Origin of the sequence: Cellulomonas hominis, from assembly GCF_014201095.1 — a bacterium.
Lineage (GTDB): Bacteria > Actinomycetota > Actinomycetes > Actinomycetales > Cellulomonadaceae > Cellulomonas > Cellulomonas hominis.
Genome location: NZ_JACHDN010000001.1, coordinates 4,081,062 through 4,097,344 on the forward strand (window position 1 = coordinate 4,081,062; position 16,283 = coordinate 4,097,344).

The window sequence follows — 16,283 nt, forward strand, 5'->3', positions numbered from 1 at the left end:
CCTGCCGGCAGGAGTCAGCCGGGCGTTAGCGTGGGACACGAGAGACCTCCGTGTGCTCGAGAGAGCCGTCAGACAGCTCCCACTCGACCCGGAGGTCTCTCCTCACGTCAACAACGGTCCGGGTCAGTACAACTAGCCCGGCCGTGCCCGGGAGCCAGAGGAGTGCGGCGACCCCTGCGGCCTGGAGCGCGACCATGGTGGCACTGGTCCTGGCGACGCCGAGACGGGCAGCCGCGGCGGTGAACAGGATGCGCCCGGTGACGGACATGATGCCGAGGGAGCCGGCGGCTACGGCGGCGGTCAGGGGGTCGGTGCCGCGGCCGGTCAGGTAGGCGACCAGGTGCACGGTGACGATCGAGACTGCCGCGGCCGCGGCGGCCGCCGCGAGGGTGAGCCAGGCGACCTCCACGCCCGGCCTGGGTGCGGCAGCCGTGCGCGCGGCACGGCTCTCCGCAGATGGCCAGGGACGCGGCCGTGTCCCCGAACCGGCGGGCTCCGCGGGGAGCGGGGCGCTGCGGACGACGCCGAGCTGCACCACGACGCAGGCGGCCAGCACGGCCGCGAGCACCCGCAGGGCCCAGCGCCACCCGCCGACGTCGAGGAGTGCCCGCGTGGCGGGCATCGCGACGGTGGCGGCGAACCCGGCGACCACGGTGACGGCGAACAGGGGCCGGGCACGGTCGGCCCCGAACCAGCGGTTGATGATGACGAAGGCGGGCTCGTAGTGCGCGCCCGCCCATGCCAGTCCCATCAGCACGAAGGTGGCGTAGAGGCCGGTCACGGTCTGCACGTACGACCAGGTCAGCAGGGTCAGGGCGCCGAGCGTCGTGCCGATCACCAGAACGGGTCGGCCGCCGAACCGGTCGAGGGCGCGTCCGACGGGCACGGCGGCGGCGGCGCTGACGAGCAGCGCGACGGAGAAGGCGCCGGTCACGGTGGCGAGCGTCGCGTCGAGCGCGGCGGCGACCGGCACGAGGAGGACGGCGAAGGCGTAGGTGAGGGCGCCGTAGGTGACCAGGGAGGAGATCGCCAGGGCGGTGACGACGTGCCAGGCGCGCCGCTCGGTCGGTGCGGCGGGGTGCGGCGGCGTGGCCGTCAGCCCGCGACGGTCGCGCTGCGGCGTTCGAGGAGGACGGTGTCGCGCCACTGTCCGGCCAGGGGTCCGGTGCTCATGCGGGCGATGCGCCGGCGGGTGCCAATCTGGCGGAAGCCGGTGGCGCGGTGCAGGGCGAGGCTGGCGGTGTTCTCGGGGAAGACGCTGGACTGGATGGTCCAGATCCCGGCGGCCTCGGTGGAGTGGACGAGCTCGGCGAGCAGCATCCGGCCGACGCCGCGGCGGCGGGCGGCCGGCGCGACGTAGAGGGAGTGCTCGACCACCCCGGCGTAGACGGCGCGGGCGGAGACGGGACTGACGGCGGCCCAGCCGAGGACGCTCCCGTCGTGGTCGAGGCAGACGTGGCGGTGGTGGGCGAGGTGACCGGCGTCGAACGCCTCCCAGCTGGGGGTGGTGGCCTCGAAGGTGGCGTGCCCGGTGGCGATGCCGGCGGCGTAGATCGCCTCGACCTCGGGCCAGTGCGCCGCCTCCATCCGGGCGAGGGTCAGCGTCGCGCTCATCAGCAGCAACCACCTGCCTTGCCGCTTCCGGGGTTGTGCCGGGTGGTCAGGACCTTGCCCAGGGCGTCCAGCGCGTCGGGGACGACGGCGAAGTAGGCCCACCTGCCCCGTTTGTCGCGGGTGACGAGCCCGGCCTCGACGAGCACCTTGAGGTGGTGGGAGACGGTGGGCTGGGACAGCTCGAGCGGCTCGGTCAGGTCGCACACGCACGCCTCCCCGCCGTCGTGGCTGGCGATGATCGACAGCAGGCGCAGCCGTGCCGGGTCGGCGACCGCCTTGAAGATCCCCGCCAGCTTCTCCGCCTCGTCGGCGGTGACCGGCTCGCGGGTGAGCGGGGCGCAGCACGCGGCCACGGCGGTGACGTCGGTGAGCGGCAGAGCGGTCATGGCCCCAGTATGCACGACCGATTGACACACGTCGATACGTTGCGCCATGCTCCAACCCGAGCGTATTGACACTCATCAATCGGACTTCGGTCCGCAGACTCCTGGAGGAACTCATGTCGCAGTTCCCGGCCCCATCCTTGGACTCTCTTCCCGTCGTCGTCATCGGCGCGGGCCCGGTGGGCCTGGCGGCCGCCGCGCATCTGCTCGAGCGGGGCCTGGACCCGCTGGTGCTGGAGGCCGGCCCGGCGGTCGGGGCGGCGGTCCGGGAGTGGGCGCACATCCGGCTGTTCTCGCCGTGGGAGTACGACGTCGACGCCGCGGCCCGCCGGCTCCTGGAGCCCACCGGCTGGGTCGCCCCGGCCGGGGTCCGGCTGCCGACCGGCGGGGACCTGGTGGCGGACTACCTGGAGCCGTTGGCGGCGACGCCGCAGCTGCGGGACCGGATCCTCACGGGCGCACGGGTGGTGGCGGTCAGCCGCATCGGCCTGGACAAGACCCATGGGGTGGGCCGGGAGGAGCGCCCGTTCCTGGTCCGCACCGTCGTCGACGGGCGGGTGGTCGACCACCACGCGCGGGCGGTGCTCGACGCCTCGGGGACCTGGTCGCAGCACAACCCGCTCGGCGTGGCCGGCCTGCCGGCCCCCGGTGAGGACGAGGCGGCACCGTTCCTGCTCGGCCCGCTGCCCGACGTGCTCGGGACCGACCGCGACCGCGTCGCCGGCCGGCACGTGCTCGTCGTGGGAGCCGGGCACTCCGCGACCAACACGCTGCTGAACCTCGTCGAGCTTGCGGATCTCGAGCCGGGCACGCGGATCACCTGGGCGGTGCGTGGCGCGTCGGTGACCCGCACCTACGGCGGCGGGGACGCCGACGGACTGCCCGCCCGCGGCCAGCTCGGCTCCAGCCTTCGCGAGGCCGTCGAGGCCGGAAAGATCGGGCTGCTCACCTCGACGACCATCACCGGGTTCGAGAACGCCGGGGACCGGGTCACCGTGACCCTGGACACCGCCGCCGGCCGCCGGGAGCTGACGGTGGACGCGGTCGCCGGGGCGACCGGCTTCCGCCCGGACCTCTCGATGCTGCGCGAGCTACGCCTGGACCTCGACCCCGGCCTGGAGGCCCCGCGAGCCCTGGCACCGCTGATCGACCCACAGTTCCACTCCTGCGGCACCGTGCCCGCGCACGGCGCCGAGACGCTGGCCCAGCCCGAGCCCGGGTTCTTCGTCGTCGGGATGAAGTCCTACGGCCGCGCACCGACGTTCCTGCTCGCCACCGGCTACGAGCAGGTCCGCAGCATCGCCGCCCACCTCGCCGGCGACGAGCAAGCCGCCCGCGAACTCAAGCTCGACCTTCCCGAGACGGGTGTGTGCTCGACGAGCTTGCCCGTCCTCGATGCCGACGGCACCGCTCTGGTTGACCCCGCCGGCGGCGGGTGCTGTGGCCCCGCCCCTGAGCCGGCGCTCATCGGCTTCCCCACCGGCCTGCTGCACGGCCGCTCGGGAGAGTAGCCGGGAAGGAACGCAGGCCCCCGCGATCCTTGGTTGCGGGGGCCTGTGCCGTCGCTGCGGCTCAGGCGACGACGGAGGGCTCGCGCGCGGTGAGGGCGCGTAACGCTGGCACCCCGACCGGTTCCCGGGCGAGCATCGGCAGGACGGCGCAGCGCTCAGCGTCGGTCAGGACCCGCTCGATCTCACCGTGCTCGTTGACCGCGCGGCGCCGCAGCAGCGGGTCAGTCGTCCCGGCGGCGGCGAGGGAGTTGTTCATGACCCAAGCCCATGGCTCGATGCCGGCGCGGCGCAGGTCCGCCTGCAGGGTTTGGGCCTCCAGCACCGGGGTGGTCTCGGGGAGGGTGACGACGACGACCTTGGTGTAGTCGGGGTCCTGCAGCCGCATCATCGGCGTGGTGTACGACGAACTTCCCTCCCCCATCTGGCGCACGACGTCGCGGTGGTAGGAGCCGGTGGCGTCGAGCAGCAGCAGGGTGTGACCGGTCGGGGCGGTGTCCATGACCACGAAGCGTCGCTTCGCCTCGTGGACGGCCTGGGAGAAGGCCTGGAAGACCGCGATCTCCTCGGTGCACGGGGAACGCAGGTCCTCCTCCAGGGCTGCCCGTCCCGCGTCGTCCAGGGCCGCCCCCTTCGTCCGCAGCACCGTCGCGCGGTATCGCTCGGTGGCGGCCACGGGGTCGATCCGGGAGACCTCGAGCCCGGGCATCGTGCCGTCTAGTGTCTCGGTCAGGTGCGCGGCGGGGTCGGTGGTGGTCAGGTGCACGTCCAGCCCCCGCTCGGCCAGGGCGACAGCGACCGCGGCTGCGACCGTGGTCTTGCCGACGCCGCCCTTGCCCATCAGCATCACCAGGCCGTGGCCCTGGGTGGCGAGCTCCTCGACCAGCGCGTCGAGCGGCTCGGTGGCGGCGGGCAGGTCGAGCGGTTCGGGCTGCTCCCCCGGGAGCTGGACGCCCGGCTCGAACAGGCTGCCCAGGGCGTCCAGGCCGACCATGTTGTCGCCCTTGAGGGCCAGGACGTCGGTCGGCAGGCCACGCAGCGCGGGCGGCAGGTCCGCCAGGACCGCCTGCTCCCGCTCGTAGAGCGCCGTCGCGAGCTCATCAGCCTCCGGTGGGGGCATGACGGCGTTGACGACGACGTGCTGCTCGCGCAGGCCGAGGGCAGCGAGCTCGGCGTGGGTGCGCTCGATCTCGGCGACGGCGGCGCGCTGGGCGCGGGTGACGAGCACGAGGCGGGTGCGGGCCGGGTCACCGAGCGCGGCGACGGCCTCGGCGTAGACGGCGCGCTGACGGTCGAGGCCGGCGAGCGGGCCGAGGCAGGACGCGTCCCCCTTGCCCTCGTTCAGGAAGTCGGTCCAGGACCCGGGCAGCTGGAGCAGCCGGATCGTGTGGCCCGTCGGCGCGGTGTCGAAGACGACATGGTCGAAACCGGCGACGGCCTCCTCACCGGTGAGCAGACCCGTGAACTCGTTGAAGGAGGCGATCTCCGTGGTGCAGGCCCCGGAGAGCTGCTCCTCGATGACGTTGACCTCGGTCGCTGGCAGCAGGCCGCGGACCGGGCCTACAATCCGTTCCCGGTAGGCCTCGGCCGCCTGGTCAGGGTTGATCTCCAGCGCCGAGAGCCCGGGCACGGCCGGCACCTCGGTGATGGTGTTGCCGATGCCCAGTCCGAAGACCTGGCCGACGTTGGAGGCGGGGTCGGTGCTTACCAGCAGGACCTTGCGGCCCTGGCGGGCCAGGTGGATCGCCGTGGCACAGGCGACGGAGGTCTTGCCGACGCCGCCCTTGCCCGTCAGAAAGACGTAACGCGGGGCGTCGGCGAGGAATGTGGGAATCACTGTCGATCCCTTTCAGCAGCAGCCGGAGCCGCCGCAGCAGGCACCGGGCTCCTGGGCCAGGCCCAGCTCGGGGCGACCGGCGGGCACCGGGGTTAGGCCGGCCCACCGGGCGAGCTGGTCGCGGTCGGGGTAGCGGCCGGTCATGGCCACGGTGCCGTCCACGAGCACCAGCGGCAGTCCCTCGGAGCCGGAGAGCTGGAGGAACTGCACGACGGCCGGGCGGCCGGCGAACGCGGTTGGTTCGCTCGCGAGGTTGAACCGCTGGATGTTACCGCCCTGGGACCTCAGCCAGTCGAGATCGGCGGAGAACGTGACGAGCTCCTGAGGGACGTCCGGGCCACAGACCCCGGTGCTGCAGCACATGGCCGGCTCGTATACCTCGATGGTGCTCATGGTGGAACCTCCGTAGTGTGTGAATCGACATCGGTCGATATATCTTCAGCGTACGGCGTCTGTTTCGACGGATGTCAAACCAAGGTCCCATACTGGAGCCATGTCCACCCTCACGCTGCCGCTTACCGGACTCCCTGTGTGCAGCACGCCGCTGGTCCGCGAACCGCTACCCCCCGAGCATGCGGTCGAGCTGAGCCGGACGTTCAAGGCGCTGGGCGACCCGACCCGGCTGCGGCTGCTGTCCCTGATCGCCGCCCACGAGGGCGGGGACGCGTGCGTGTGCGATCTGACCGAGCCGCTGGACCTGACGCAGCCGACGATCTCCCACCACCTCAAGGTGCTGCGGGAGGCGGGTCTGGTCACGAGCGAGCGGCGCGGGACGTGGGTGCACTACCGCATCGTTCCTGAGGTCCTGGACCGGATCTCGGGCGTGCTGGCGGTCGCTGACCACTGAGCCGCCCTCTCGCCTGAGGCGAGCGACCTGGATGTCACTTTGACAGTGGTCGATATGGACCCACTAGTCTCCATATCGACAATGTTCGATACAGCGCTGTGCCGGGATTGCGCTGGCGCTCAGACGCGCCGGCTCTTGTGCCGGCACCGGCTCCGACAACCGACAGCGGCAGCGACGCCCGTCACCACGTGTGGCGGGCGTCGTGCTGTGTCCAGGTGATGGGGCGGCGTCGCCGGGCGCGCCGAGAAAGGAAGAGCTCGTGAGACTCACAGCAATACCGTCGCGTGAGGTTGCGGTCACGTTCGGGCCGTCGTCGACCGGCGCTACCTGCGTGACGGGGGTCTGACCGTGCTGCTCGCCCTCGCCATCTTCGTCGCCACGCTGGTCCTGGTGATCTGGCAGCCCAAGGGGCTCGGTATCGGCTGGAGCGCGCTGGCCGGTGCCGGCGTCGCCCTGGCCACCGGCGTCGTCCACCTCTCCGACGTTCCGATCGTGTGGGACCTGGTGTGGAACGCCACGCTGACCTTCGTCGCGGTCATTATCATCTGTTCCATCCTCGATGAGGCCGGGTTCTTCGAGTGGGCCGCCCTGCACGTGGCCCGTTGGGGCCGGGGGAACGGCAGCAAGCTCTTCAACCTCATCGTCGTGCTGGGTGCCGCGATCGCTGCGGTCTTCGCCAACGACGGCGCCGCGCTCACGCTGACCCCGATCGTCTTCCAGATGATCGTCGCGCTGAAGTTCTCCCCCAAGGCGGCCTTCGCCCTGGTCATGGCGACCGGGTTCATCGCGGACACCACGAGCCTGCCGTTCATCGTCTCCAACCTGGTCAACATCGTCATCGCTGACTACTTCGGCATCGGTTTCGCCCGCTACGCCCTCGTCATGGCGCCCGTAGCCCTGGTCTCCCTCGTCGCCAGCCTCGTCGTGCTGCGACTGTTCTTCCGCCGGTCCATTCCCGGGCCCTACGACGTCGCCGCCCTCGGTGCGCCGGCGGACGCGGTGCGGGACCGTCTGACCTTCCGCGCCGGAGTGGTTGTGCTGGCCGTCCTGCTGGTCGGGTACTTCGTCGCCGATCCTCTCGGGATCCCGGTCGCCGCGGTCGCGGCCGTGTGCGCCCTGGCCATTTCCCTCGTCGCGGCGCGCCAGCCGCGAAGTGTCTTCCGTCGCATCGCTCCGGCATCCGACGCGGTCCTGGTCGGCCAGCACGCCACGTCGTCAAAGCGGTCGGGTGCCGGTGACGCAGCGGGCGTCCGGGGCGGCGGTAGTGGTGGCACCGGAGGGTCGCTCATCGACGTGTGGTCGGTCGTGAAGTCCGCGCCGTGGCAGATCGTGCTGTTCAGCCTGGGCATGTACCTGGTCGTCTACGGGCTGCGGAACCAGGGGCTGACCGACCAGCTCGGCCAGGTCCTCGCCGGTATCGCCGAGCACGGCAACGTCGCCACCGCGACCGGCACCGGCTTCCTCGTGGCCGCCATGTCCTCGGTGATGAACAACATGCCCACCGCCCTGATCTCCGCACTCGGCATCGACGCGGCCGGCGCCGGCGGGCTGACCGAGCAGATGATGGCCTACGCCAGCATCATCGGCGCCGATCTCGGCCCGAAGATCACGCCCATCGGCAGCCTCGCAACCTTGCTGTGGCTGAGCGTGCTTGACCGCAAGGGCATGCACATCGGCTGGGGCACCTACTTCCGCGTCGGCATCGTCCTGACCGTGCCCGTCCTCGCGATCACCCTGCTCGCGCTGGCTGGATGGCTGACGCTCCTGGGCGCCTGACCCTCGAGCGGCCGGTCTTCACCCATGAGGCGGGCCGCTTCCCGCGAGCGACCCGGACTTCTGTTGACAGCATTCAGCCCGCTCAGTCACCATTGAGGCAATGAACGATGAGCGAACGGCCCAGTTGCTCCGGCGGGCAGCCCTGCACGCGGCCCTGGCCGACCCGGCCCGACTGCAGATCGTGGACACCCTGAGCCTGGGCGACGCCGCGCCGTCGGAGCTGGCCGAGGCCCTGGGCATGCCGTCGAACCTGCTGGCCCATCACCTGAAGGTGCTCGAGCGGGAGGGCGTCGTCGGGCGCACCCGGTCCGAGGGTGACAGGCGCCGCTCCTACGTCCACCTCGTTCCGGGCGGGCTCGACGACCTCACCGCCGATGCGGTTCGGCCGGTGCCGCGGGTGCTGTTCGTGTGCACCGCCAACTCCGCCCGCTCACACCTGGCCGCCGCCCTGTGGCGTCAGGCCAGCGCGATCCCTGCCGTCTCGGCCGGCACCCATCCGGCCGAGGCGATCGCGGCGGGCGCCCTCGAGAGCGCCCGCCGCCACGACCTGAAGCTGCCCCAGGTCCGGCCCCAGCACGTCGACGGCGTGCGCGCCGAAGGCGACCTCGTCGTCACGGTCTGCGACCGCGCGCACGAGGAGCTGGCCTTCCCCGTCGACGTCCACTGGTCCATCCCGGACCCGATCCTGGCCGGCACCCCCGAGTCGTTCGACCACGCCCTCGAGGAGCTCGGCCGCCGCGTCGGCAACCTCGCCCCACGTCTGTCCCTGCTCACCAACCCCACCAACCTCGCGCCCGCCGCGACCCGCTGATCGAGGAGAACCCCATGTCTGAGCGTCCCAGCGCCATGTTCGTCTGCGTCCACAACGCCGGCCGGTCCCAGATGGCCGCTGGCTTAATGACCGCCCTGTCCGGCGGCAAGGTCGAGGTCCGCTCGGCCGGCTCGGCGCCCGCCGACTCGATCAACCCCGTTGCCGTCGAGGCGATGGCCGAGCTCGGCATCGACATCACCGACCAGAAGCCGAAGATCCTCACCCCGGACGCCGTCCAGGCCTCCGACGTGGTCATCACCATGGGCTGCGGCGACGCCTGCCCGTTCTTCCCCGGCGTGCGCTACGAGGACTGGGAGCTCGAGGACCCGGCCGGCAAGGACATCGAGACCGTCCGGCGCGTGCGCGACGACATCCGCGGCCGCGTCGAGGCGCTCCTCGGCGAGCTGCTCCCCGCCCAGGCCTGAGAGGAACCGCAGATGAGTCAGCAGGCCACCGGTACCGAGGTCCGGGACGTCATCATCGTCGGCTCCGGCCCGGCCGGATACACCGCGGCCATCTACGCCGCCAGGGCCAACCTGCGCCCGCTGGTCTTTGCCGGCGCGATCACCGCCGGCGGCGCGCTGATGAACACCACCGAGGTGGAGAACTTCCCCGGCTTCCCCGACGGCATCCTCGGCCCGGAGCTGATGGAGAACATGCAGAAGCAGGCCGAGCGCTTCGGCGCCGAGGTCCGCTACGAGGACGTCGTCGCGGTCGACCTGACCGGTGTCGTCAAGACCGTTACCACCGACGACGGCGAGACGTTTTCCGCCCGCGCGGTCATCCTGGCCAACGGCTCGGAGTACAAGGAGCTCGGCCTTCCCGAGGAGAAGACCTTCTCGGGCCACGGTGTCTCCTGGTGCGCCACCTGCGACGGGTTCTTCTTCCGCAACCAGCATGTCCTGGTCGTCGGGGGCGGGGACTCCGCGATGGAGGAGGCCACCTTCCTCACCCGTTTCGCCGAGAAAGTCACCGTGGTGCACCGCCGCGACGAGCTGCGTGCGTCGAAGATCATGGCCGCCCGGGCGATGGCGCACGAGCAGATCGAGTTCGCCTTCAACAGCGAGGTCGCCGCGATCCACGGGAACGGCAAGGTCACCGGCGCCCGCCTGCGCGACACCGTCACCGGGGAGGAACGCGACATCGATGCCACCGGCATCTTCGTCGCCATCGGCCACCGGCCCCGCACGGACATCCTCAGGGGCCAGGTCCACCTCGACGAGGCCGGCTACATCCAGGTCGCCCGCCCCCACACCGCCACCAACATCCCCGGCGTGTTCGCCTGCGGCGACGCCGTCGACCACATCTACCGCCAGGCCATCACCGCCGCCGGCACCGGCTGCGCCGCAGCCCTGGACGCCGAGCGCTACCTCGCCGCTCTCGACGACTCCGGCGACCCGGTCACCGATGCCGCCCAGGCGCCGCAGAGCGCCGTCCTCGCCTGACGAGACACCCGAAGGAGAGAACCGCATGAGCAACGTCCCCGCCGTCACCGACGCCACCTTCGACACCGAGGTCCTCCAGGCCGAAGGCCCCGTCCTCGTAGACATCTGGGCCACCTGGTGCGCCCCGTGCCGCCGCACCGAGCCCATCATCGAGGAGCTCGCCGCCCAGCACGGCGACAAGATCAAGTTCGTCAAGCTCGACGCCGACGCGAACACCGAGACCGTCACGAAGTACGGCGTCGTGTCCATCCCGACCTTCAACCTCTACGCCGGCGGCGAGGTCGTGAAGAGCCTCGTCGGCGCCCAGACCAAGAAGCAGTTCCTCGACGAGCTCGCCGAATACCTGTAGCGCGACCACCGCCGCGGGCGGCGCTCCGCGCGCCGCCCGCCGGAGCACCAGGAGGAACAATGACGTCCAAGGGCCTGCCGGGGCTGCTCACCCCCGACCACGAGCTGCACACCATCGCCGCGGACCTGGCTCAGCGGTTCCACGGCGTCTTCGCCGCCGAGACCGTCGAGCGCTACGTCTTCGAGTCTTACACTGCCCTGGCCCGCACCGCGAAGGTCACCACCCACCTGCCGGTGCTGACCGCGAGATTCGCCCGTGACCGGCTCACCGCCCTCGCCCAGACCAAGGGCGCCGCCCCGCACGACGTGCCCGAGGTGCTCTTCGTGTGCGTCCAGAACGCCGGCCGCTCGCAGATGGCCGCCGCCCTGCTCGACCACCACGCCCAGGGCAGGGTGCACGTGCGCTCCGCCGGCTCCTCCCCGATCGAGTCGATCCACCCGCGGGCGGCCGAGGCGATGGCCGAGGCCGGGGTCGACCTCTCCCAGGCCTTCCCCAAGCCCCTGACCGACGATGTCGTCCGCGCCGCGGACGTCGTGGTCACCATGGGCTGCGGAGACGCCTGCCCGATCTATCCCGGTAAGCGGTACGAGGACTGGGAGCTCGATGATCCCGCCGACGCATCCCTGGATGAGGCCCGACGGATCCGCGACGAGATCGACGCCCGTGTGCACCGGCTGCTCTCCGAGATCTTGCCTCGAGCCTGAAACGGGTGGAGGTGGCAGGGCGTCCTGTCACCTCGACCGCCGGGGCCAGACCTGACGAAGGGGCCGATATGATAGACGCGTATGGATACGTCATCTGCCGCTGCCGGCGCCCCGCCGAGCGTGGGGTCACCCGCGCCCACTCCCCTGCACACGGCGCTCAGCCGCGAGCAGGCGGAGAGCACGGCGAGCCTGCTGCGTGTCGTCTCCGACCCCACCCGTCTGCAGCTGCTCAGCCTGATGCACCACAGCGAGAACGGCGAGGCCTGCGTGAGCGACCTCGCCCGAGCGTTGGGGTTTCGCCAGCCCACGGTGACCTACCACCTGAAGGTGCTCGCCGACGCAGGCGTGGTCACGCGCGAGCCTCGCGGACGTCAGGTGTGGTGCTCGATCCTGCCCGACCGGCTCGCTGCGATCGGCGACCTGCTGCGCTAGCACCCGGTCCGGCCCGCGCGTGGTACTTGTCGTGACGGACATCCAGCACTCCAGGCAGCTGGCCGTGATGGCTGACCCGGCGCGGATCCAGCTGCTTGCCCTGATCCTGAGCGATCCCGCCTGGGACGTCACTGTCCAGCGGCTGGCCGGCCCCGGCATGGACCCGGAGAGCATCCGTGAGCACCTGGCCGCCATGTCCGACGTCCAGCTCCTCGACCGGCACACCGCTCCCGACGGTGCCGAGATCTACTCACCCTCCCATGACGCGCTCGTGCGCTTCGGCGCGCTGGTCCTCGACCTCGACGCCACCGTGACGGAGCGGCCGCGCAGCGAGCACGAGCGCCTCTTGTCGCGGGTCGTGGAAACCCTCGCCGAGGACTTTCGTGGAGTCTTCGGAGCCGAGACGGTCGAGCGATACGTCTTCGACAGCTACGACCTCCTCGCCGCCCGTGCGAAGGTACGGACGTACCTGCCGGTGCTGACCGCCCGGTTCGCCGCCGACCGGCTCGGTGCGCTATCCCGTGCCGAGGGCCGGACAGTCCGCGACGGCACAGACGTCCTGTTCGTTTGCGTGCACAACGCCGGTCGGTCCCAGATCGCCGCCGCGGTCCTGCGTCACCTGGCCCCGGAACGGGTGCAGGTCCGCACCGCCGGCTCAGGCCCGGCAGCTCGCATCAACCCGCAGGTAGCGCGTCTGCTGGACCGACGAGGCATCGGCGTGGTCGCCGAGTTCCCAAAGCCGCTGACCGACGAGGTGGTACGCGCCTCGGACTACGTCATCACCATGGGTTGCGGAGACGCCTGCCCGCTCTACCCCGGACGGCGCTATCTCGACTGGGACGTTAAGGACCCCACGGGCCAGACCGACGCGGTCGTCGAGTCGATCATCGACGACATTTGAGGTTCAGGTGCCGACCGTTGTACCGGCCATCGAGGGCGGCCGGGTCGAGCACGAGTGCACCGACCTGCACCGGTTCCACCCGGGATCGGTCAGGTGCAATCTCACCGAGCGCGGCAAGGACGGATTCCAGCCGGTACGGAAGTTCGAGCAGGGGCCGGGCCCCGGCGACGATGACCGGTGCCGCGGCCTCGGTCTCCTCCGGTGCCATCGCCAGCAGGATCGGCAGAGCGAACTCCGCACGCAGGATCGCCACCGTGCGCACCGCGTCCCCGACCGGGGTCCGTGCGGACAGCACCAACGCGTCTGGGCGGTGCTCGCCGACCTCGAGGACAGCCCCGAACGCGTCGGCGTGGACCGACGCCCCGATGCCCATGGCCCGCAGCTGGCACAGCAGCATGCAGTCGGTTTCGAGCTCCGGATCGAGGAAAAGCACGGACCGGACCCGGGCACGCCGTCCCCACCCGCGCGCCACGTCCTGGTGGCGCACGGTGACGGCCCGGCTCAAGGGGCCGGCGGACACGGCGGTCATCACATCCCCGATCAGCCGAAGCGGCCCGTGATGTAGTCCTCGGTGCGGGAGTCGTCCGGAGCCTCGAAGATCTTCGTGGTGTCGTTGAACTCCACTAGCACCCCGGTGCGTTCCCCGGTCTGCTCGTTGACGTCTGCGGTGAAGAAGGCCGTACGGTCCGCGACGCGGGCGGCCTGCTGCATGTTGTGGGTGACGATGACGATCGTGTACTGGTCGCGCAGCTGGGACATGAGCTCCTCGATGCGCATGGTGGCGACCGGGTCCAGGGAGGAGCACGGCTCGTCCATGAGGATGACGTCCGGCTCGACCGCGATGGTGCGGGCGATGCACAGCCGCTGCTGCTGGCCACCGGAGAGTCCGTAGGCGTTCTGCGCGAGCTTGTCCTTGACCTCGTCCCACAACGCCGCGCGGCGCAGCGCTTGCTCGACGTGGTCGTCCATCGAGCCGACCTTCATTCCCGTCACGCGGGGGCCGTAGGCGATGTTGTCGTAGATGGACTTCGGGAACGGGTTCGGCTTCTGGAACACCATGCCGACGCGGCGCCGGACCTCGATGGGGTCGACGCCGGGGGCGTACATGTCCTGGCCCCAGTACCGCACCGCCCCCTCGACCCGGGCGGAGTCCACCAGATCGTTCATCCGGTTCAACGAGCGCAGCAGCGTGGACTTCCCACATCCGGACGGGCTGATCATCGCGGTGATCTCGTTGTGCCCGAAACTCAAGGACACGTCGGTGACGGCACGGAAGGAGCCGTGGTAGACGTTGACGTCCTCGCACTCCAGGACGGCCCGCGGGGCGGGTGCCACGTCGCGGTGAGTCCTCGTGGCAGGGCGCGTCGTGATCCGGTGGTCGCGCCCGGTGGTCGTGGCGCTTCAACAACAACTCGCTGTACCCGGCGCTCAAGCGGCTGGAGCGCGACGGCGCCGTGACCAAGACGGTCGAGCAGCAGGAGGGTCGACCGGCCCGCAACGTCTACGCGATCACGGAGTCCGGGCGTCGCCTGCTGCGGGACCTGGTGTCGTCCCTCCCCCGCGAGCTCGCCAGCGACGACGAGGAGTTCCTCCTGCGGGTGAGCTTCTTCGACGACCTCAATGTCCCGGCGCGGCTCGGCGTCCTGGCCACCCGCCGCGAGGTCGTGGAGCAGGCGCTCGCCCAGGTGCGGGGCCTGCTCGCCGAGCCGCCCTCGGGTGGCACGCCCGGGCCCGCTCGGACGTGGCGTCGCCGCGCGCAGGAGCAGCTCGTCGACCGCCTCACGCAGGAGCTGCGCTGGCTCGACGAGCTCCGCACCGAGGCCGCACGGCCGTGACGGTCGACGAGGAGGACGCGCGCACCACCTCCCGGCCGCTCGGCGTCGCCGCGCGCTACGGGCTGCTCATCGGCCCCGCGCTGAGCATGCTCGACTCGAGCATCGTCAACGTCGCGGTCCCGGACGTCGCCCGTGACCTGGCCGCCGGGCTGGGCTCCGTGCAGTGGGTCGTCTCGGGGTACCTGCTGTCGCTCGCGGTGGGGCTCGCCCTGACCGCCTACGCCTCGCGCCGCTTCGGCACCATGCGCGTGTACCTGGTGAGCATGGGCCTGTTCGTCGCCGCGTCGGCGGTGTGCGCCCTCGCCCCGACGGTCGAGCTGCTGGTCGCGGCGCGGGTCGTGCAGGGGTTCGTCGGGGCGCCCCTGGTCCCGCTCGCGCTGAGCGTGCTGCTCGGCCGGAGCGGCGTGGGAGGCGGCGGCACGATCCCGGTGTCCGCCGCGGTGGTCCTGTTCCTCGCGCCCGCCCTCGGACCTTCGCTCGGCGGCCTGCTCATCGGCGCCGGCGGGTGGCGGTGGGTGTTCCTGGTCAACGTGCCGGTCGGTGCCGTCGGGCTGCTGCTCGCGCTCGGCCTGCAGGACGTCGGCGAGCGCGCCCGCCCGGGGACGCGGTTCGACCCCGTCGGCTTCGTCCTCCTCGCGGGCGGCCTGGTGGCGACGTTGCTCGGGGCGACCCGCGGGGCCGCGGACGGGTGGGGCCGGCCCGTTCCCCTGACCCTGCTCGTCGCCGGGGCCCTCCTGCTCACCGCGTACGTGCGGTGGGCCGGGCGGCGGGAGTCCCCCGCGGTGCGGCTCGACGTCGTGCGCGGCGGTCCGTCGCTGCTCGCCCTCGTGCTGCAGGTCCTCGCGTCGGTCATCGCGTTCGGCACCGTGTTCCTCATGCCGGTGTTCACCCAGCAGGTGCAGGGGCACAGCCCGCTGGCCACCGGCCTGGCGCTGCTCCCTCAGGGCGTCGTCATGGGGCTGGGCACCGCGCTCGGCCAGCGCATGTCGGCCCGCCTGCCGCTCCGGGCCCTCGTCACGCTCGGGTTCGCGGTGCTGGCCGCGTCGAGCACGGTCCTGCTGCTGCTCACGCCCGGCACGCCGCTGTGGGTCACCGCGCTCATGCTCTGCGGCCGCGCGCTCGCCGCGGGTTTCGTCACCACCCCCCTGCTCGCCGCGTTCCTCGCACCGCTCGCGGAGGGGGAGCTCGCCGACGGCAACACGCTGTACAACATCACCCAGCGGCTCGGCGGGGCGGTCGGCGTGAGCGTCCTCGGCTCGATCGTCGCGACGGGGGCCGACGGGTCCGCGGCGCTCACCTCGTTCCACCGGGTGGGGGTGGTCCTCGTCGGGCTCGCGGTCGTGGGTGCGGCCCTCGCGCGCGCGCTTCCGCGGCCACCCGTCGCGGCGGAGGTCGACGTGCCGGGCTCCCCCGCACTCAGTTGATGATCTCGCCCCGCTCGTCCGCCAGCAGCGCCGCCAGCCGCGCGCGCCACGCCGCCAGCGCCTCGGGGGTCAGCCGCGGCCAGTCGGCGACCTCGCGGACGACCCGGATCGGCGCGCTGCTCCGGTACGACCGCGTGGGGTTGCCGGGGAGCTTCTTGTCGGTGACGTTCGGGTCGTCCTCGTACGGCCCGGTCGGCTCCACCTCGTAGACCCGGGGCGCGGCGTCGCCGGCCGCGAGCTCGGCGGCGAGGCCCGCGCCGTCGACCAGGGCCGTGAAGTAGACGTGGTTCATGGTGATCTCGGGCCGGTAGTTCGACCGGAAGCCCGCGGTGAGCAGGTCACCCGCCCGCAGATCGGCCTTCGTGCCGTGGAAGAACGGCCCCTCGTCCCGCGCCTGGTCCAGGTTCACCCGCCCAG

Annotated in this window: 20 protein-coding genes and 1 pseudogene; 13 read left to right on the top strand and 8 right to left on the bottom strand. The window is 71.7% G+C overall.

From position 1 onward, the window contains the following. Positions 1-25: 25 nt before the first annotated feature. Genes HNR08_RS19300 through HNR08_RS19310 form a run of 3 tightly spaced genes read right to left on the bottom strand, consistent with a single transcriptional unit; the run spans position 26 to position 2,000 of the window. Positions 26-1,147 (bottom strand): MFS transporter, encoded by a 1,122-nt coding sequence (locus tag HNR08_RS19300; RefSeq protein ID WP_183835231.1) that lies wholly within the window; start codon positions 1,145-1,147, stop codon positions 26-28. Further along, entirely contained in the window at positions 1,096-1,614 is a 519-nt protein-coding gene (locus HNR08_RS19305; protein WP_146839918.1) for a GNAT family N-acetyltransferase, read from the bottom strand. The genes HNR08_RS19300 and HNR08_RS19305 overlap by 52 nt, the downstream gene beginning before the upstream one ends. Next, positions 1,614-2,000, bottom strand: coding sequence for an ArsR/SmtB family transcription factor (locus tag HNR08_RS19310; protein ID WP_146839920.1), 387 nt, complete (start codon positions 1,998-2,000; stop codon positions 1,614-1,616). Before HNR08_RS19310 ends, HNR08_RS19305 begins: the two co-directional genes overlap by 1 nt. A gap of 113 nt (positions 2,001-2,113) precedes the next feature. Between HNR08_RS19310 and HNR08_RS19315 the strand changes: the two genes are divergently transcribed. Continuing rightward, a complete protein-coding gene (locus tag HNR08_RS19315; RefSeq protein ID WP_146839922.1) occupies positions 2,114-3,508 on the top strand; it encodes an FAD-dependent oxidoreductase in 1,395 nt (464 codons plus the stop codon). A 61-nt stretch (positions 3,509-3,569) separates the two neighbouring features. Here the strand turns inward: HNR08_RS19315 and arsA are convergent, their stop codons facing one another. Then, entirely contained in the window at positions 3,570-5,342 is a 1,773-nt protein-coding gene (gene arsA / locus HNR08_RS19320; RefSeq protein ID WP_276509377.1) for an arsenical pump-driving ATPase, read from the bottom strand. Positions 5,343-5,354: 12 nt separating this feature from the next. Further along, positions 5,355-5,735 (bottom strand): arsenite efflux transporter metallochaperone ArsD, encoded by a 381-nt coding sequence (gene arsD / locus HNR08_RS19325; protein ID WP_146839924.1) that lies wholly within the window; start codon positions 5,733-5,735, stop codon positions 5,355-5,357. Between the two features lie 100 nt (positions 5,736-5,835). On the opposite strand from arsD, the gene HNR08_RS19330 reads away from it, so the two are divergent. The 9 genes from HNR08_RS19330 (at position 5,836) to HNR08_RS19370 (ending at position 12,607) form a co-directional block, all read left to right on the top strand. Further along, positions 5,836-6,189, top strand: coding sequence for an ArsR/SmtB family transcription factor (locus HNR08_RS19330; protein WP_146839926.1), 354 nt, complete (start codon positions 5,836-5,838; stop codon positions 6,187-6,189). Between the two features lie 348 nt (positions 6,190-6,537). Then, complete coding sequence (locus HNR08_RS19335; protein ID WP_146839928.1) at positions 6,538-7,965, top strand: arsenic transporter; 1,428 nt, start codon at positions 6,538-6,540, stop codon at positions 7,963-7,965. A gap of 100 nt (positions 7,966-8,065) precedes the next feature. Continuing rightward, on the top strand, positions 8,066-8,776 hold the full coding sequence (locus HNR08_RS19340) for an arsenate reductase/protein-tyrosine-phosphatase family protein (protein WP_146839930.1): 711 nt from the start codon (positions 8,066-8,068) through the stop codon (positions 8,774-8,776). Between the two features lie 14 nt (positions 8,777-8,790). After that, the gene (locus HNR08_RS19345; RefSeq protein WP_146839932.1) at positions 8,791-9,201 is read left to right on the top strand and encodes an arsenate reductase ArsC; all 411 of its coding nucleotides are present in this window, start codon (positions 8,791-8,793) and stop codon (positions 9,199-9,201) included. A gap of 12 nt (positions 9,202-9,213) precedes the next feature. Continuing rightward, positions 9,214-10,221, top strand: coding sequence for a thioredoxin-disulfide reductase (trxB, locus tag HNR08_RS19350; protein ID WP_146839934.1), 1,008 nt, complete (start codon positions 9,214-9,216; stop codon positions 10,219-10,221). A 25-nt stretch (positions 10,222-10,246) separates the two neighbouring features. Then, positions 10,247-10,570: a thioredoxin gene (trxA, locus tag HNR08_RS19355; protein ID WP_146839936.1), complete on the top strand. Its 324-nt coding sequence runs from the start codon at positions 10,247-10,249 to the stop codon at positions 10,568-10,570. A gap of 59 nt (positions 10,571-10,629) precedes the next feature. Next, positions 10,630-11,274 (top strand): arsenate reductase ArsC, encoded by a 645-nt coding sequence (locus HNR08_RS19360; RefSeq protein ID WP_146839938.1) that lies wholly within the window; start codon positions 10,630-10,632, stop codon positions 11,272-11,274. A gap of 81 nt (positions 11,275-11,355) precedes the next feature. Beyond that, a complete protein-coding gene (locus tag HNR08_RS19365) occupies positions 11,356-11,706 on the top strand; it encodes an ArsR/SmtB family transcription factor (RefSeq protein ID WP_146839940.1) in 351 nt (116 codons plus the stop codon). Between the two features lie 31 nt (positions 11,707-11,737). After that, positions 11,738-12,607: an arsenate-mycothiol transferase ArsC gene (locus HNR08_RS19370; RefSeq protein WP_246803151.1), complete on the top strand. Its 870-nt coding sequence runs from the start codon at positions 11,738-11,740 to the stop codon at positions 12,605-12,607. Here the strand turns inward: HNR08_RS19370 and HNR08_RS19375 are convergent. After that, entirely contained in the window at positions 12,591-13,136 is a 546-nt protein-coding gene (locus HNR08_RS19375; protein WP_146839942.1) for an ANTAR domain-containing protein, read from the bottom strand. The two genes, HNR08_RS19370 and HNR08_RS19375, sit on opposite strands and share 17 nt — an antisense overlap. An 11-nt stretch (positions 13,137-13,147) precedes the next feature. Next, on the bottom strand, positions 13,148-13,918 hold the full coding sequence (pstB, locus tag HNR08_RS19380) for a phosphate ABC transporter ATP-binding protein PstB (RefSeq protein ID WP_221287171.1): 771 nt from the start codon (positions 13,916-13,918) through the stop codon (positions 13,148-13,150). 95 nt (positions 13,919-14,013) lie between these two features. Between pstB and HNR08_RS22940 the strand changes: the two are divergent. The 3 genes and pseudogenes from HNR08_RS22940 to HNR08_RS19390 form a co-directional block, all read left to right on the top strand. Continuing rightward, positions 14,014-14,133, top strand: a pseudogene (locus tag HNR08_RS22940) (PadR family transcriptional regulator); the annotation flags it as partial. A 6-nt stretch (positions 14,134-14,139) separates the two neighbouring features. Beyond that, entirely contained in the window at positions 14,140-14,442 is a 303-nt protein-coding gene (locus HNR08_RS22465) for a hypothetical protein (RefSeq protein ID WP_338075839.1), read from the top strand. Then, on the top strand, positions 14,439-15,866 hold the full coding sequence (locus HNR08_RS19390; protein ID WP_221286386.1) for a DHA2 family efflux MFS transporter permease subunit: 1,428 nt from the start codon (positions 14,439-14,441) through the stop codon (positions 15,864-15,866). The genes HNR08_RS22465 and HNR08_RS19390 overlap by 4 nt, the downstream gene beginning before the upstream one ends. Here HNR08_RS19390 and arr read toward each other — a convergent pair. Further along, positions 15,859-16,269, bottom strand: a complete 411-nt coding sequence (arr, locus tag HNR08_RS19395) for an NAD(+)--rifampin ADP-ribosyltransferase (protein WP_146839974.1) — start codon at positions 16,267-16,269, stop codon at positions 15,859-15,861. The two genes, HNR08_RS19390 and arr, sit on opposite strands and share 8 nt — an antisense overlap. Positions 16,270-16,283: the final 14 nt, after the last annotated feature.

Coding starts and splice junctions, on each gene's coding strand:
- trxA (WP_146839936.1), top strand. CDS start 10,247: ATGAGCAACGTCCCCGCCGTCACCGACGCCACCTTCGACACCGAGGTC.
- HNR08_RS19375 (WP_146839942.1), bottom strand. CDS start 13,136: ATGACCGCCGTGTCCGCCGGCCCCTTGAGCCGGGCCGTCACCGTGCGC.
- HNR08_RS19345 (WP_146839932.1), top strand. CDS start 8,791: ATGTCTGAGCGTCCCAGCGCCATGTTCGTCTGCGTCCACAACGCCGGC.
- arsD (WP_146839924.1), bottom strand. CDS start 5,735: ATGAGCACCATCGAGGTATACGAGCCGGCCATGTGCTGCAGCACCGGG.
- HNR08_RS19305 (WP_146839918.1), bottom strand. CDS start 1,614: ATGAGCGCGACGCTGACCCTCGCCCGGATGGAGGCGGCGCACTGGCCC.
- HNR08_RS19360 (WP_146839938.1), top strand. CDS start 10,630: ATGACGTCCAAGGGCCTGCCGGGGCTGCTCACCCCCGACCACGAGCTG.
- HNR08_RS19340 (WP_146839930.1), top strand. CDS start 8,066: ATGAACGATGAGCGAACGGCCCAGTTGCTCCGGCGGGCAGCCCTGCAC.
- HNR08_RS19315 (WP_146839922.1), top strand. CDS start 2,114: ATGTCGCAGTTCCCGGCCCCATCCTTGGACTCTCTTCCCGTCGTCGTC.
- HNR08_RS19330 (WP_146839926.1), top strand. CDS start 5,836: ATGTCCACCCTCACGCTGCCGCTTACCGGACTCCCTGTGTGCAGCACG.
- HNR08_RS19310 (WP_146839920.1), bottom strand. CDS start 2,000: ATGACCGCTCTGCCGCTCACCGACGTCACCGCCGTGGCCGCGTGCTGC.
- trxB (WP_146839934.1), top strand. CDS start 9,214: ATGAGTCAGCAGGCCACCGGTACCGAGGTCCGGGACGTCATCATCGTC.
- HNR08_RS19365 (WP_146839940.1), top strand. CDS start 11,356: ATGGATACGTCATCTGCCGCTGCCGGCGCCCCGCCGAGCGTGGGGTCA.